This is a genomic window from Synechococcus sp. WH 8101, assembly GCF_004209775.1.
In the GTDB taxonomy this organism is placed as follows: Bacteria; Cyanobacteriota; Cyanobacteriia; order PCC-6307; family Cyanobiaceae; genus Synechococcus_C.
Window position 1 is genome coordinate 2,110,573 of the sequence record NZ_CP035914.1, and the last position, 13,525, is coordinate 2,124,097.

Annotated in this window: 16 protein-coding genes; 9 read left to right on the forward strand and 7 right to left on the reverse strand. The window is 63.5% G+C overall.

Annotated features, from left to right (window positions below; all coding sequences use genetic code 11):
• Positions 1–20 precede the first annotated feature (20 nt).
• The 3 genes from murD to SynWH8101_RS11300 are packed head-to-tail and all read left to right on the forward strand — an operon-like array spanning position 21 to position 2,630.
• On the forward strand, positions 21–1,421 hold the full coding sequence (gene murD / locus SynWH8101_RS11290; protein WP_130129849.1) for a UDP-N-acetylmuramoyl-L-alanine--D-glutamate ligase: 1,401 nt from the start codon (positions 21–23) through the stop codon (positions 1,419–1,421).
• A 26-nt stretch (positions 1,422–1,447) separates the two neighbouring features.
• Positions 1,448–1,909: an EVE domain-containing protein gene (locus SynWH8101_RS11295; RefSeq protein WP_174719518.1), complete on the forward strand. Its 462-nt coding sequence runs from the start codon at positions 1,448–1,450 to the stop codon at positions 1,907–1,909.
• The gene (locus tag SynWH8101_RS11300) at positions 1,893–2,630 is read left to right on the forward strand and encodes a hypothetical protein (protein WP_370586996.1); all 738 of its coding nucleotides are present in this window, start codon (positions 1,893–1,895) and stop codon (positions 2,628–2,630) included. The genes SynWH8101_RS11295 and SynWH8101_RS11300 overlap by 17 nt, the downstream gene beginning before the upstream one ends.
• Here the strand turns inward: SynWH8101_RS11300 and SynWH8101_RS11305 are convergent.
• The 4 genes from SynWH8101_RS11305 to SynWH8101_RS11320 form a co-directional block, all read right to left on the reverse strand.
• Positions 2,618–2,929, reverse strand: coding sequence for a DUF2811 domain-containing protein (locus SynWH8101_RS11305; protein WP_254428123.1), 312 nt, complete (start codon positions 2,927–2,929; stop codon positions 2,618–2,620). The two genes, SynWH8101_RS11300 and SynWH8101_RS11305, sit on opposite strands and share 13 nt — an antisense overlap.
• Before the next feature lie 326 nt (positions 2,930–3,255).
• A complete protein-coding gene (locus SynWH8101_RS11310) occupies positions 3,256–3,636 on the reverse strand; it encodes a DUF1818 family protein (protein WP_130129850.1) in 381 nt (126 codons plus the stop codon).
• Positions 3,633–3,860: a DNA-directed RNA polymerase subunit omega gene (locus SynWH8101_RS11315; protein WP_038001123.1), complete on the reverse strand. Its 228-nt coding sequence runs from the start codon at positions 3,858–3,860 to the stop codon at positions 3,633–3,635. The genes SynWH8101_RS11310 and SynWH8101_RS11315 overlap by 4 nt, the downstream gene beginning before the upstream one ends.
• A 30-nt stretch (positions 3,861–3,890) precedes the next feature.
• The gene (locus SynWH8101_RS11320; protein ID WP_007101665.1) at positions 3,891–4,175 is read right to left on the reverse strand and encodes a hypothetical protein; all 285 of its coding nucleotides are present in this window, start codon (positions 4,173–4,175) and stop codon (positions 3,891–3,893) included.
• Between the two features lie 39 nt (positions 4,176–4,214).
• Here SynWH8101_RS11320 and SynWH8101_RS11325 point away from each other — a divergent pair, with 39 nt between their 5' ends.
• From SynWH8101_RS11325 to SynWH8101_RS11335, 3 genes are all read left to right on the forward strand, one after another.
• Positions 4,215–5,849 (forward strand): Hsp70 family protein, encoded by a 1,635-nt coding sequence (locus tag SynWH8101_RS11325; protein ID WP_130129851.1) that lies wholly within the window; start codon positions 4,215–4,217, stop codon positions 5,847–5,849.
• An 87-nt stretch (positions 5,850–5,936) separates the two neighbouring features.
• On the forward strand, positions 5,937–6,779 hold the full coding sequence (locus SynWH8101_RS11330; protein ID WP_130129852.1) for a hypothetical protein: 843 nt from the start codon (positions 5,937–5,939) through the stop codon (positions 6,777–6,779).
• Between the two features lie 55 nt (positions 6,780–6,834).
• Positions 6,835–7,056 (forward strand): ferredoxin-thioredoxin reductase variable chain, encoded by a 222-nt coding sequence (locus SynWH8101_RS11335; protein ID WP_038001864.1) that lies wholly within the window; start codon positions 6,835–6,837, stop codon positions 7,054–7,056.
• Here SynWH8101_RS11335 and pyrR read toward each other — a convergent pair.
• Positions 7,040–7,609 carry a bifunctional pyr operon transcriptional regulator/uracil phosphoribosyltransferase PyrR gene (gene pyrR / locus SynWH8101_RS11340; RefSeq protein WP_130129853.1) on the reverse strand — a complete coding sequence of 190 codons (570 nt, stop codon included), beginning with the start codon at positions 7,607–7,609 and terminating at the stop codon, positions 7,040–7,042. The two genes, SynWH8101_RS11335 and pyrR, sit on opposite strands and share 17 nt — an antisense overlap.
• A gap of 137 nt (positions 7,610–7,746) precedes the next feature.
• Between pyrR and gpmI the strand changes: the two genes are divergently transcribed.
• Together gpmI and secG are read left to right on the forward strand one after the other, a co-directional pair.
• Complete coding sequence (gpmI, locus tag SynWH8101_RS11345; RefSeq protein ID WP_130129854.1) at positions 7,747–9,375, forward strand: 2,3-bisphosphoglycerate-independent phosphoglycerate mutase; 1,629 nt, start codon at positions 7,747–7,749, stop codon at positions 9,373–9,375.
• Between the two features lie 11 nt (positions 9,376–9,386).
• Positions 9,387–9,617, forward strand: coding sequence for a preprotein translocase subunit SecG (secG, locus tag SynWH8101_RS11350; RefSeq protein WP_007101659.1), 231 nt, complete (start codon positions 9,387–9,389; stop codon positions 9,615–9,617).
• A 118-nt stretch (positions 9,618–9,735) separates the two neighbouring features.
• Here secG and groL read toward each other — a convergent pair whose 3' ends face one another.
• A complete protein-coding gene (gene groL, locus SynWH8101_RS11355; RefSeq protein ID WP_130129855.1) occupies positions 9,736–11,370 on the reverse strand; it encodes a chaperonin GroEL in 1,635 nt (544 codons plus the stop codon).
• Positions 11,371–11,457: 87 nt separating this feature from the next.
• Positions 11,458–11,769: a co-chaperone GroES gene (groES, locus tag SynWH8101_RS11360; RefSeq protein WP_130129856.1), complete on the reverse strand. Its 312-nt coding sequence runs from the start codon at positions 11,767–11,769 to the stop codon at positions 11,458–11,460.
• Positions 11,770–12,007: 238 nt separating this feature from the next.
• On the opposite strand from groES, the gene atpD reads away from it, so the two are divergent.
• Positions 12,008–13,471 carry a F0F1 ATP synthase subunit beta gene (gene atpD / locus SynWH8101_RS11365; RefSeq protein WP_130129857.1) on the forward strand — a complete coding sequence of 488 codons (1,464 nt, stop codon included), beginning with the start codon at positions 12,008–12,010 and terminating at the stop codon, positions 13,469–13,471.
• Positions 13,472–13,525: the final 54 nt, after the last annotated feature.

Consider the following 13,525-nt stretch of genomic DNA (forward strand, 5'->3'; position numbering starts at 1 on the left):
CAACACGATCCAGCTCCATCATGACGCGCACCGTGGTCGTGGGTCTGGGTCGCTCGGGAATCGGAGCGGCACGGTTGCTGCGGGCGCAGGGGAAAACCGTCACCGTGCTGGAACGGCTTGAAGGTGACAGCCAGACCCGGCGAGCCAGAGATCTGATCGATCAGGGGATCGAGGTGCAGCTCGGTCGTCCGCTCACCCTGTCGAGTTTCGCGCCATGGCTCAACGACCTCGAAACGGTGGTGGTGAGTCCTGGGATCGACTGGAATCACCCCACCCTGGACGCCTTGCGGCAGCAGGGCGTGGCCGTGATCGGCGAAATGGCCCTGGCCTGGCAGTCCCTCAACGAAACGCCCTGGATCGGCATCACCGGAACCAACGGCAAAACCACGGTGACCCAACTGCTGCAGCACGTGCTCAGTTCAGGCGGGCTGCACGCCCCCATGGCAGGCAACGTGGGCCATTCCGCCGCTGAATTGGCCCTGAGCCTGAGTGCAGTGGCGCCCAACGGTGGAGACCCTGCAGCCCCGGATTGGCTGGTGATGGAAATGAGCAGTTATCAGATCGAAGCTGCCGCGAGCGTGGCCCCTCGCATCGGCATCTGGACGACGCTGACGCCCGATCACCTGGAACGGCACGGCACGCTGGAGGCCTATCGCGCCATTAAACGGGGGCTGCTCGAGCGCTCGCAGATTCGCATTTTCAATGCCGATGACTCCGACCTGCGCAGCCAGCGGGCGAGCTGGGACCACGGCCTCTGGATCAGTGCTGAGGGGGCTGGCGACGGAGCAACGGCCGCTGATCTCTGGTGCGATGCCATGGGCATTGTTCACTGCAGGCGCCGAGGCCCCCTGTTTCCAGCCAGCGCACTGGCCATGCCAGGAGATCACAACCGCCAGAACCTGCTGATGGTGACCGCCGCGGCCCTGGAGGCGGGGCTGGAACCCGAGGTGATCGCCGCGGCCCTGCGCACCTTCCCGGGGGTGCCCCACCGCCTCGAACGGCTGGGAGAGCTCAAGGGCATGCAGGTGTTCAACGACAGCAAAGCCACCAATTTCGATGCGGCCGTGGTGGCGCTGCGCTCCGTGCCCAGGCCAGCGGTCGTGCTCGCCGGGGGCCAGACCAAACAAGGTGAGGCGGGCGAATGGCTCACCCTGATGGGCGAACGCAGCTGCGCGGTTGTGCTGTACGGCAGTGGCGCCGAGGAACTCGCCAACCTCCTCAGCTCCGGCGGTTACCCCGGCCAGATCAGACGCTGCGACGACCTTGAGGCAGCCGTGCCGATCGCCGTCGAACTCGGCCATCAGTTGCGCGCGGGCACGCTGCTGCTGTCGCCGGCCTGCGCCAGCTTCGACCAATACAGCGATTTCGAGGCACGAGGCGACCATTTCCGCACGCTGATTGCCACGCAGCTGAGCACCTAACCTCTGCTCAGGAAACGGACATCGCCTTGGCCTACTGGCTGATGAAAAGTGAGCCGGATGCTTACAGCATCGAGGATCTGGCCCGAGAAGGCACCACCCTCTGGGATGGCATCCGCAATTATCAAGCTCGCAATTTCATGCGCAGCATGAACGTTGGCGATCGTGCTTTTTTCTATCACTCCAACTGCAAACCACCAGGAATCGTGGGGCTGATGGAAGTCGTGGAGACCGGCTTGGTGGATCCCAGCCAGTTCGATCCGAACTCGAAGTATCACGATCCGGCCTCCAAACCGGAGTCGCCACGCTGGGACTGCGTGAAGCTCCGCTATCTGGGGGTCTTCAGCGCGATCTTGAGCCTGGAGACCTTGCGCAACACCTACAGCGACGACGATCTGGCGGTGGTGCGGCGCGGCAACCGCCTCTCCATCCTGCCGGTGCCCGAAGCGATCGCCACGGATCTGCTGCAACGCCTTGGCGAGCTCCAGTAACGGCGCGGTGCCCAGCGGAAGGGAGGTCCTCCCGCTCGCCACGGTGTTGCCACGGGCCTGGATCGGATTCGGCAAAGCCCCCTGGCGCTGTGTGGGTCTGGCGGCCTTGATTCTGATCACCCTGATGGGACCAGGGGTGCTGGCCAGCGACATGCAACGCAGTGGCTGGCCCCTGATCGCGAGCCTGGGCCACCTGCTCGTGGCCTGCAGTCTGCTGCTGCCGATCGCTCCCGCCATGGCGTTGCTGCAGCTGGCGGATCAACTGCTCCCAGGGTCAGGAGCCACTCCTGAAGGCCACAACCATCCCCAACCCATCACAAGGCTGTGGCTCTGGCGTCAGGGCGTAGCACTGCTGCTGCTCGAGCTGCTGATCCTGGCCGGCGGACTGACCGGCCTGAAGCTACTGAGCGCCCTCTTGATCGCCCAGAGCGGCGTGTTGGCTGGAGCGGCGCTGCTCGCTGGCGGCCTTGCTCTGAGCGGCTGGACAGCCGGGCAGCTGCTGGCCTTCCCGTTGCTGGTCCATCACCGGCATCGACCTCTGGCCGCCATGGAGCACAGCAGGCGCCTGGTGAATAGCAACCGCCTCAAGGTGCTGGCCCTGATCGGCCTTCTTCTCGGGCTCAATGCCGTGGGACTGATGGGTGCCTGCCTCGGGCTGCTCGTGAGCATTCCCTTGAGTGCCTTGGTACTGATGGCCAGCTGCCGGACTCAGGCGTCCTGAAGCAAAGACTGTCGACAAAAAAGGTTGCCCACATAGAGACGGGTGATCGACCTGGAGCTGACCCCGTTCTGCACCAGAAAGCCAGCCAGTGCGGCCTGCACCAGGCGGTAGTGGTCCCAGTTGGGGTGTCGCTCGATGAAACGACGCATGGCCTGTTGGAGCGGTTCGGGAAGCTCGGTCTGAAAACTCACCGTCGCGGTTTCAGCCAGCTGGGGGGCGGGAGCTCGATGACCTGAGGGCGCCCCAACCGACACAGGCACCCGCGCTTCCGCAACCTCTCCGGTGTTCACCACCCCCATGTCGTGCACTGACCGCATCCCAGACCCCTCAAACGCTCACTAGTTCTCCACACCCTGAGGGCCACGTCAAGCGACGAATTTGACGCCCTTCCAAGCGGTTCTCCCGATGAGACTCCAGGCGCAAAGCCCTTTCCTGGCCTGTGATGCGGTTAACAGCCTGAGACAAGTCGCCTCGCGCCGCCCGTCAAGGGAGCCAGAGCCAGAAAGCCAACTTTTCCACAGCCGAAGCCCAGGCGCGTCATTCCACGCAAAAACCTGTGGAAAAGCCCCTCAAGACCACGCGGTCGACCGTGGAAAAACAAAACCAAGAAAATGATCAGTAGGGCTTATGAAGGCGGGGAGTCCCAGAGCGTTCTCACCGCTGCCGTCATCGCCTGGGCTGCGGGGGCCGGCCAGTGTCCCTCCACGCCCCGATCCCCCAGGGTGTCGCCCTGCAGAACCACCCGCAGATCCCATTGATCGCGATCACCATCGAGACACCCCCACCAGGGCAAGCGCTCCAACTCCAGGCTCAAAGCCTCTTCAGCCATCAACTGATCGACCAGCGCTCGATGCTGCTCCACCAGGGCGGTGATCAGGGAGACAAGCTCGCGCCACTCGTCTCCGGTCAACTCAAAGGCCCATCCCTCACCACCAATCAAGACGGGATAGCGACGGCGGGCAGGATCCCAGGCCAGGCGCCAACCCGGACCCTCGCGCTGAATCATCCAGGCAGAAGGTCAGGTTGGTCCTGCTCGTCGCTCAGTTCAACAATGGCCCGTTGCACCGGCTTGACACTGGATTCCTCCAACAAACCATCGAAATCGTCGAAACGACGCTGCTTGGCGCGGAAGGCAATGCGCACCGTGGTGAGGTAGCGATTACTCGACTGGCGGATCAGACTTTCGCCCCGTTTGGCGAGATCCTGGGCACTGACACCGGCACTCATCACGCGCAATCAACCGAAGCTTGATCTTTCACCTTAATTGAGCAGGTCGCTGTGAAAGGGAACGTGCATGGGATAGCTGCGCTGCAACGACCCCGGAACCCTGAGCACGATCTGACGGCCGAGCCCCATGGCCGCCAGGGGGCGGCGCACCAGCTCCAACAGACCACTGATCTCCTCGAGATGACTGGCATCAAGGCACTCGATCCGAACACTGCCCCAGCTGCGCGAGATCCTGCAATCCCGCAGCGGTTCGAGCTTCGCCTCCAGCAGCGGCTCCTCGCGGTAAAAGGACAACACCAGACGCTGCAAGCGGTCCATACCGATCCTCTTTAGTCTCACCACTTCTCCAACCTGCCCATGGCAGCGGATCCCCCCCCGGCGGACGAAGAAAACCTTCAGGTTTCCCCCCGCAGCGGCACCCTGGCCATCGACCTCGGCAGCACCACCACCGTGGTGGCCTTCCAGGCGGATGGCTCCAGGCACCTGGAACCGGTCGATCTGCCACCGATCAGCCGCACACCAGGCGAAGTTCCCAGCCTGTTGTGGCTCAAAGACAGCCATGACCCCCACCCCCTGGTGGGCCGCCAGGTGATCGACAGTGGCCTGAATGCCTGGGACGGGCCGGAACTGCTCAGGGATTTCAAACGCTCGATCGCAGGCAGCTGCCCAGAACCAGGCGAGGCCCGCCGCAATCTCTCGGCGCAGGAGGCGGCGGAACGGTTACTGGCAGAGATCTGGCGTCGCCTACCGAACCGACTGAACGTGCACCGCTTGGTGCTGACAGCGCCGATCGACCATTACCGCGGCTATCGCCACTGGTTGGTGCGTGCCTGCCAGGCGCTGCCCGTCGACGCCATCGCCCTGGTGGATGAGCCAACGGCAGCGGCCCTCGGCGCGGGATTACCTCCCGGCTCCAAGCTGCTGGTGGTGGATCTGGGGGGGAGCACCATCGACATGGCGTTGGTGGCCCTAGAGGGGGGCGAAGGACGGGCAGCGCCTCTGGCCCAGCTGCTGCGCTTCAACGGCCGGATGCTGGGAAACAGTCGTCAGGCCCTTCGCTGCGCCAAGGTGCTGGGAAAAGCAGGCTTGCGCCTGGGCGGCAGGGATCTGGACCACTGGATCCTCGATCACCTCACAGGCGCGAGCCCTACCGCTGAGGGCGTGTTGCCGATGGCCCTGCTCAATGCGGCGGAGCGGCTGAAATGCCGCCTGAGCGACCCTGACCTCGATGGGCAGACCACCGTCACGGAACTCGCCGTCGCCGGCGATGGTGCGGCGCCCTGTGAGCTGCGTCTGAACCGAGAGGAACTGAACCGTTTGCTCCATGAGCGCGGCCTGGTTGAAGCCCTGGATGATCTGCTGGAGCAGACCCTCGCCGGCGGCCGCCGCCACGGGGTGAACCTGGAGGACCTTCAGGGGGTGATGGCGGTTGGAGGCGGCGCTCGACTGCCCCTTCTGCGCGACTGGCTGGAACGACGCACCAGGCCCGTTCCCCTGCTCACTCCCGCCCCGGTGGAGGCGGTCGCCCGTGGTGCCCTGGCCCTGACCCCGGGTGTTCAGATCCGGGACGTGCTGCGTCACGGTGTCTCCCTGCGCTGCTGGGACCGACGCAGCAACCGCCATCATTGGCACCCGCTGTTCATGGCTGGACAGACCTGGCCCACCACCACGCCCCTGGAGATCGTCCTCGCCGCAGGATGTGACGAACAGAGACAGGTGGAGCTTGTGCTGGGGGAACCCGAGGTGGTCGCACACCACGACGTGGTGTTCCGCCACGGCTTGCCGACCCTGCAGTCCAGTGATCGCGCCCCCCGCATCCGTGCCTGGGATGGCGACCCTGTCGCCGTGCCGCTCCAGCCAGCGGGAACAGCAGGGGAAGACTGCCTGCGACTGCGTTGGTCTCTCGACGATGCATCTCAGCTGCGCGTGGAGATCGAGGATCTCCGCAACGGCAAGGCCCTGCCGTCGCTCGTCCTCGGCACCGTGAGATGAGGGGACCGTGCGGTGAGGCGTCCGTCCACAGGACAATCAGAACCGATGCACCTCTACATAGAAAGATGGTGATTCCGCCTGATCGCTTTGGCGCTGCGCCGCCACACCCTGCCCCGTTACTGGCTCGGGCTGACCCTGGGAGGTGTCGCCCTGCTCTGTGGTGTCGCCTACTGGTGGGAACAGCAATTACCCCTTCGCCTGCGTGACGCCGCCCAGCGGGGCGACCTGGAGGCCTGCCTCCGTTACAGCGAACAGCTTGCGGCGCTGCGCTGGCTGGGGCAGAAAGCTCCGAGCGAACAGGCGACCTGTCGCCGCCGCCAGGCCGAACTGGCCTGGGAGCAAGGCGACCGATCGCAAGCCCTGCGCCTCCAGGAACAGCTGGTGAATTCGGCGATCGGCAGCAGCAGCGAACAACAACAGGATCGCCAACGTCTGATGCTTTGGCGCGATCAGCTCCGCAATCAGGCGCTTCTCCGTTTCCGGGAAGGCGATCTCGATGCCGCCATCACCCTGCTCCAACCGGTCGAGCAAGGGGATGGTCGCCCCGGCACGCGCCTCAGCGACAGCTTGAGGGAAACCTGGAACCGCAACCGCCTCAACCATGAGCGGTTGCTGGAGATGGTGCAAGACCAGAAATGGTGGGAAGCCCTCTCACTGCTCAATCAGCTCGACCATCCCTGGTGGCAGCGCAAAGCTCTTCCCGAGAGAACCAAGGTGGAGGCCTCGATCGATGCGCTCCGCGATCGGGAGGAGCACCACAGCCACGGTGAGCTGCCGGCCCACACCGTTCCCCAGGCGGAACTCGACGCTGCCGTGCAACAACGCATTCGGATGGGCATGGATCCCTGGCAGGCCTTCATCTCAGGCTGCGCCGATGTGGGTGGCACGGTGATCGAAGACGGGCCGGAAAGCCTCTGCCGCAGGCCCTGATCAGGGCAGACGCCCCCTGGTGCATGACACAATGCGCCCCAGCGACGACGGACCCATGCAAGCGGGAGACAAAGTGACGGTCTCAACCAGCGTCGTGGTCTACAACCACCCCCAGCACCGCGGTGAAGGCTTCGATCTGCAGGGGCAGGAAGGTGAGGTGGTGAGCCTGCTCGGGGAATGGAAAGGCCGCCCAATCAGCCCCACCTTGCCGGTGGTGGTGGCCTTCGGGCGCTACAAAGCCCACTTCCGGGAAGACGAACTCACTGCGCTGAACTGACCGACTCGTCACGGCGCAGATACACACCTTCCTCACCATCGAGGTCAAGCAAGCGCAGCTCAATGGTCTCCGTGCGTCGTGTCGGCACAACCCGTCCACAGAAGTCGGGTTGGATTGGAAGTTCACGATGGCCGCGATCCACCATCACCAGCAGCAGCACGCGACACGGCCGCCCCCAGGTCTGGATCGCTTCCAGAGCAGCCCGCACCGTGCGACCCGTGAAGATCACATCGTCAACGAGCACCACCGTGCGGCCCTCGACAGTCATCGGGAGATCGGTGGCCTGCACCAGACGGGTGCCAACCCGATCGAGATCATCGCGATGAAAGGTGGGATCCAGCGTGCCCTGGGCAATGGTGCGACCCGTCAGATCCTCCAGCTGCCGGGCCAGAACCCTGGAGAGATGAACACCACGGGTGGGAATGCCGAGCAACAACAGATCATCGATGCTGTCGACCACTTCCAGCACTTGCGATGACAGGCGGGCCAGTGTGCGTGCCAGCTCCTGGGCCGAGAGAATCTCAATCCGATCGGATTCAAAAGAACCGGCCATTCTCAACTGCTCGGTTGGCGCTCAGTGTATGGCCGAGGCATGGGCGAAAGCTGACGCATGCAGGGTTCAAGACTCGAGAGGATGGGCCTCGCGGTAACTTGAATCTGGAGAAGCCCTTAAGAACTGATCGTTGCGGAGTGAACGTGCCGAACACCAGTGAGAAGAGCTTTCGTCACTCAGGCGGCATCGCCCCTGTTGTGCTGACCATTCTGGACGGTTGGGGATATCGGGAAGGATCGGATCACAACGCGATCCGCAGCGCGCAGACACCGGTGATGGATGCGCTCTGGCACGCCTATCCCCATGCTCTGATCGAAGCCAGCGGGGCCCATGTGGGTCTCCCGGATGGGCAGATGGGGAACTCAGAGGTGGGCCACCTCACGATCGGAGCCGGTCGGATCATCCGCCAGGAGCTGGTGCGCATCAGTGAAACCGTGCGCGACGGTCAGCTGGGGGAGCGAGAGGCTCTGCGGCAGCTGGCCGCAGACCTGCGCCGCAGCGGCGGCACGCTCCATCTGCTCGGGCTCTGCTCCGATGGAGGCGTTCACAGCCACGTGGATCATCTCTGCGGCCTGCTGCGCTGGGCCGCCGCCGAAGGGTTGGAGCGCGTGGCCATTCATGCGATTACCGACGGTCGCGACACCCCCACCGACAGTGCGCCCCGCTACATCCGCCAGGCGGAAGAGGCGATTCACTCCTGCGGTGTGGGCGAACTGGCCAGTCTCTGCGGTCGCTACTGGGCCATGGATCGGGATCATCGCTGGGAGCGCACCAGCAAGGCCCATACCCTGCTGACCGATCCCACGCTCTCCAGCAGCGGCCTGAGCGCCGCCGAAGCGGTGGCAGCGAGTTATTCCCAAGGCACCACGGATGAATTCCTCGAACCGTTGCGCCTGAAGGATCAGTGCCTGCGCGATGGGGATGGCCTGGTGGTGTTCAACTTCCGCCCTGACCGGGCCCGTCAACTGGTTCAGGCGCTCTGTCTCGAGCACTTTGATGGCTTTGAGCGCGGGCATCGCCCCAAGCTGAACGTGGTGACGTTCACCCAATACGAAGCCGATTTGCCCGTGGCTGTGGCCTTCCCGCCGGAATCGCTCGATCAGCTGCTCGGTCAGGTGGTGGCGGAGCACGGCCTGAAGCAATACCGCACCGCTGAAACGGAAAAATATCCCCACGTCACCTATTTCATGAACGGGGGGATCGAACAACCGCTGGACGGGGAAGATCGTCACCTGGTGCCTTCACCGCGGGTAGCCACCTACGACCAGGCTCCCGCCATGGCCGCGGCCAGCCTCACCGACAGCTGCATTGCCGCCATCGAGAAGGGTATGTATTCCCTGATCGTGATCAACTACGCCAACCCAGACATGGTGGGGCACACCGGCGTGATGGCCGCAGCCACCGAAGCGATCGAGGAAGTGGATCACTGCATCGGCCGCCTGCTGGATGCGGTGGGCCGCATGGGTGGCACGATGCTGATCACCGCCGACCATGGCAACGCTGAAGTAATGCAGGGCCCTGATGGTCAGGCCTGGACCGCCCACACCACCAATCCGGTGCCGGTGATTCTGGTGGAAGGGGAGCGGCGCAAGGTGCCCGGCCTGGGGAATGCGATCCAGCTGCGTGACAACGGTGGCCTCGCTGACATTGCGCCAACGCTGCTGCAATTGCTTGATCTGCCCAAGCCCGACGCCATGTCGGGTGCGAGCCTGATTGAAGCGATCGATGCCGTCGCCTCGCGCTCCCGCCTGCCCCAACCCGTCTGATCCCCCATTTCATGCTTACTTCCGTTCTCTCCTGGATCTGGATCGGCAGCGGCGTGCTGCTCATCCTGCTCGTGCTGCTGCACAGCCCGAAGGGCGATGGCATGGGAGGGCTGGCTGCCAGCGGCAGCTCGATGTTCACCAGCGCCAGCAGCGCTGAAGCCACGCTGAACCGCTTCACCTGGACCTGCCTGGCGATCTTCCTCAGCCTGGCGGTGATCCTGAGTGCTGGCTGGCTGCGCTGACGTGCATCGGCGCCAGACTTCGCGCCATGCAAGAGCCAAGCGGTTCGAATGAAACAATCATCATGAAAAAACCCCCGCCGCAGCGGGGGTGAACTGTTGATGGTTGCGGAGTCGTCGATCAGTAGTCGAAGTCACCGCCGCCCATGCCGCCACCGGCAGGAGCTGCTTCCTTCTTCTCAGGCAGATCGGCCACGATGCACTCGGTGGTGAGCACCATGCCAGCGATGGAGGCAGCGTTCTGCAGACCGGAGCGGGTCACCTTGGCGGGATCGACAATGCCGGCAGACAGCATGTCGACATACTCGCCGTTGGCTGCGTTGTAGCCCTCGTTGAAGGGCTTGGCCTTCACGTTTTCTGCCACCACAGCACCGTTGACGCCAGCGTTCTCCGCGATGCGCATCAAAGGAGCGGTCAGGGCCGCTGCCACGATGTTGGCACCGATCAGCTCTTCGCCGCTGAGGTTGCCAGATGCCCACTGCTCCAGGGCAGGAGCGAGATGGGCCAGGGTGGTGCCGCCGCCAGGGACGATGCCCTCCTCAACAGCCGCCTTGGTGGCGTTGATGGCATCTTCGAGGCGAAGCTTCTTGTCCTTCATCTCGGTTTCGGTGGCTGCACCCACCTTCACCACAGCCACACCACCGGCGAGCTTGGCGAGACGCTCCTGGAGCTTCTCTTTGTCGTAGGTGGACTCGGTTTCGTCCATCTGCTTCTTGATCTGCTCGCAGCGCGCCTTCACGGCCACCTCGTTGCCTTCGGCCACGATGGTGGTGGTGTCTTTATTGATGGTCACGCGACGGGCGGTGCCCAGCATCTCGAGCTTGGCGTTCTCGAGCTTGAGGCCGGCGTCTTCGGTGATGAGCTGGCCATTGGTGAGCACAGCCATGTCTTCGAGCATGGCCTTGCGGCGATCTCCGAAGCCGGGAGCCTTCACGGCAGCCACATTCAGCACGCCACGCAGACGATTCACCACCAGGGTGGCGAGCGCTTCCTTCTCGATGTCCTCAGCGATGATCAGCAGGGGCTTACCGGTGCGAGCGATCTGCTCGAGCACGGGCACCAGATCCTGCACCAGACCGATCTTTTTGTCGGTGAGAAGGATGTAGGGCTCGTCGAGGACGGCTTCCATCCGCTCCGTGTCGGTGGCGAAGTAGGGGGAGATGTAGCCCTTGTCGAAACGCATGCCCTCGGTGACCTCCAGCTCGGTGGTCATCGACTTGCCCTCTTCCAGGGAGATCACGCCTTCCTTGCCGACTTTGTCCATGGCGTCGGCGATCATCCGACCCACTTCCTCATCGTTGCCGGCGGAAATGGTGCCCACCTGGGCGATGGCGTTGCTGTCGCTGATCGGCTTGGCGTGCTCCTTGATCTTGCCAACGAGGAAATCGGCAGCCTTGTCGATGCCCTTCTTGAGGGTGATCGCATTGGCACCGGCGGCCACGTTGCGCAGACCGGCCTTCACCATGGCGTGCGCCAGAACGGTGGCGGTGGTGGTGCCGTCTCCGGCGGCGTCGTTGGTCTTGGAAGCAGCCTGACGAATCAGGGCCACACCCGTGTTCTCGATGTGATCTTCCAGCTCAATCTCTTTGGCGATGGTGACGCCATCGTTGATGATCTGGGGAGCACCGAACTTCTTCTCGAGCACCACGTTCCGACCCTTCGGACCGAGGGTCACGGCCACAGACTCGGCCAGAATGTCGATGCCTTTCTCGAGCGCGCGACGGGCGTTCTCGTTATAGATGATGCGCTTGGCCATGGGAGGCGGAAATAAAAGAGGATGTGAAAACGGTCAGTCAAACGATCAGGCCTTCGCCGCGAGGGCTAAGCCTGTGGGGCAAAACCCTCAGTCCACGACGGCGAGAATGTCTTTTTCAGACAGCAGCACATACTCATCGCTGCCGAGCTTGATGTCGGTGCCGGCGTACTTGCTGTAGAGGACCTTGTTGCCCACGCCCACTTCCGGGGCTTGACGGGAGCCGTCGTCGTTGCGCTTGCCGGGACCCACCTGGACCACCTCGCCCACCTGGGGCTTTTCCTTGGCGGTATCAGGCAGAAGGATGCCACCGGCGGTCTTCTCCTCCGACTCAGACACTTTGACGAAAACGCGATCTCCAAGGGGTTTGACGGTGGAGACGCTGAGGGAAACAGCTGCCATGGGTGAATGCAGGAGCAGGAACAGGAGGCGCGAGGCGCCACGGGCCGGCACGAGCTGGCACTCGGGGCCGACGAGTGCCAACCTATGCCTCTGATCCAGGCCTCCGCCAGCACCTCGGCGTGCGGGTGACCGAACCCAGCCTCGACCGCCATTGCGGTGGTATGGTTGCGCCGCTCAGGAAGGGAATGCCTCCAGGGCATTGATCTTGCTCTCCGTTCCCTCGAACTCCTCCTTTCTTATGGCCGCTGCTGCTCCCGCCTCCGCCGGTACCAAGGGTGTTGTCCGTCAGGTGATCGGCCCGGTTCTGGACGTGGAATTTCCAGCCGGCAAGCTGCCCAAGATTCTGAATGCGCTCCGGATTGAGGGCACCAATGCCACCGGTCAGCAGGTGGCACTCACCGCCGAGGTCCAGCAGCTGTTGGGTGATCACCGCGTCCGCGCCGTGGCCATGAGCAGCACCGACGGGTTGGTGCGTGGCATGGAAGCAGTCGACACCGGTGCCGCCATCTCGGTTCCCGTTGGTGAAGCCACCCTCGGTCGCATCTTCAACGTGCTTGGCGAACCCGTTGATGAACAGGGTCCGGTGAACGCCACTGCCACAGCTCCGATTCACCGCGAAGCTCCCAAACTCACCGAACTCGAAACCAAGCCCAAGGTGTTCGAGACCGGGATCAAGGTGATCGACCTGCTCGCGCCCTATCGCCAGGGCGGCAAGGTGGGCCTGTTCGGTGGTGCCGGTGTCGGCAAAACCGTGCTGATTCAGGAGCTGATCAACAACATCGCCAAGGAGCACGGTGGTGTGTCCGTGTTCGGTGGCGTGGGTGAGCGCACCCGCGAAGGCAATGATCTCTACGAGGAATTCAAGGATTCCGGTGTGATCAACGCCGACGACCTCTCCAAGTCGAAGGTGGCTCTCTGCTACGGCCAGATGAACGAGCCCCCCGGCGCTCGCATGCGCGTGGGCCTGTCGGCTCTCACCATGGCTGAGCACTTCCGTGATGTGAACAAGCAGGACGTGCTGCTGTTCATCGACAACATCTTCCGTTTCGTTCAGGCTGGATCCGAAGTGTCCGCCCTGCTGGGTCGCATGCCTTCCGCTGTGGGCTATCAGCCCACCCTCGGCACAGACGTAGGCGCCCTGCAAGAGCGCGTCGCTTCAACTGTGGAAGGTTCGATCACCTCGATCCAGGCGGTCTACGTCCCCGCTGACGACCTCACAGACCCGGCACCGGCCACCACCTTCGCCCACCTCGATGCCACCACGGTGTTGAACCGTGCCCTGGCTTCCAAAGGGATTTATCCGGCTGTGGATCCCCTCGACTCCACCAGCACCATGCTGCAACCGGCTGTGGTGGGTGATGAGCACTACCGCACCGCCCGTGCTGTGCAGTCCACCCTGCAGCGCTACAAGGAATTGCAAGATATCATCGCGATTCTGGGTCTGGACGAACTGTCCGAAGACGATCGCCGCACCGTGGATCGCGCCCGCAAGATCGAGAAGTTCCTCTCCCAGCCCTTCTTCGTGGCTGAGATCTTCACCGGCATGCCTGGCAAGTATGTGAAGCTCGAAGAAACCATCGCTGGCTTCAATCAGATCCTGGCCGGTGAGCTCGACCACCTTCCTGAACAGGCCTTCTATCTCGTTGGCAACATCGACGAGGTCAAAGCCAAGGCTGAGAAGATCAACGCTGAATCCAAGTGATCGGTCGGGGGGTGTGATGCACACCCCTTGATTGCGATCCCTCGCCTGCTCACC

Coding starts and splice junctions, on each gene's coding strand:
- murD (WP_130129849.1), top strand. CDS start 21: ATGACGCGCACCGTGGTCGTGGGTCTGGGTCGCTCGGGAATCGGAGCG.
- groES (WP_130129856.1), bottom strand. CDS start 11,769: ATGGCAGCTGTTTCCCTCAGCGTCTCCACCGTCAAACCCCTTGGAGAT.
- groL (WP_130129855.1), bottom strand. CDS start 11,370: ATGGCCAAGCGCATCATCTATAACGAGAACGCCCGTCGCGCGCTCGAG.
- SynWH8101_RS11305 (WP_254428123.1), bottom strand. CDS start 2,929: ATGGGGGTGGTGAACACCGGAGAGGTTGCGGAAGCGCGGGTGCCTGTG.
- SynWH8101_RS11320 (WP_007101665.1), bottom strand. CDS start 4,175: ATGGACCGCTTGCAGCGTCTGGTGTTGTCCTTTTACCGCGAGGAGCCG.
- pyrR (WP_130129853.1), bottom strand. CDS start 7,609: ATGGCCGGTTCTTTTGAATCCGATCGGATTGAGATTCTCTCGGCCCAG.
- SynWH8101_RS11310 (WP_130129850.1), bottom strand. CDS start 3,636: ATGATTCAGCGCGAGGGTCCGGGTTGGCGCCTGGCCTGGGATCCTGCC.
- secG (WP_007101659.1), top strand. CDS start 9,387: ATGCTTACTTCCGTTCTCTCCTGGATCTGGATCGGCAGCGGCGTGCTG.
- SynWH8101_RS11335 (WP_038001864.1), top strand. CDS start 6,835: ATGCAAGCGGGAGACAAAGTGACGGTCTCAACCAGCGTCGTGGTCTAC.
- atpD (WP_130129857.1), top strand. CDS start 12,008: ATGGCCGCTGCTGCTCCCGCCTCCGCCGGTACCAAGGGTGTTGTCCGT.
- SynWH8101_RS11325 (WP_130129851.1), top strand. CDS start 4,215: ATGGCAGCGGATCCCCCCCCGGCGGACGAAGAAAACCTTCAGGTTTCC.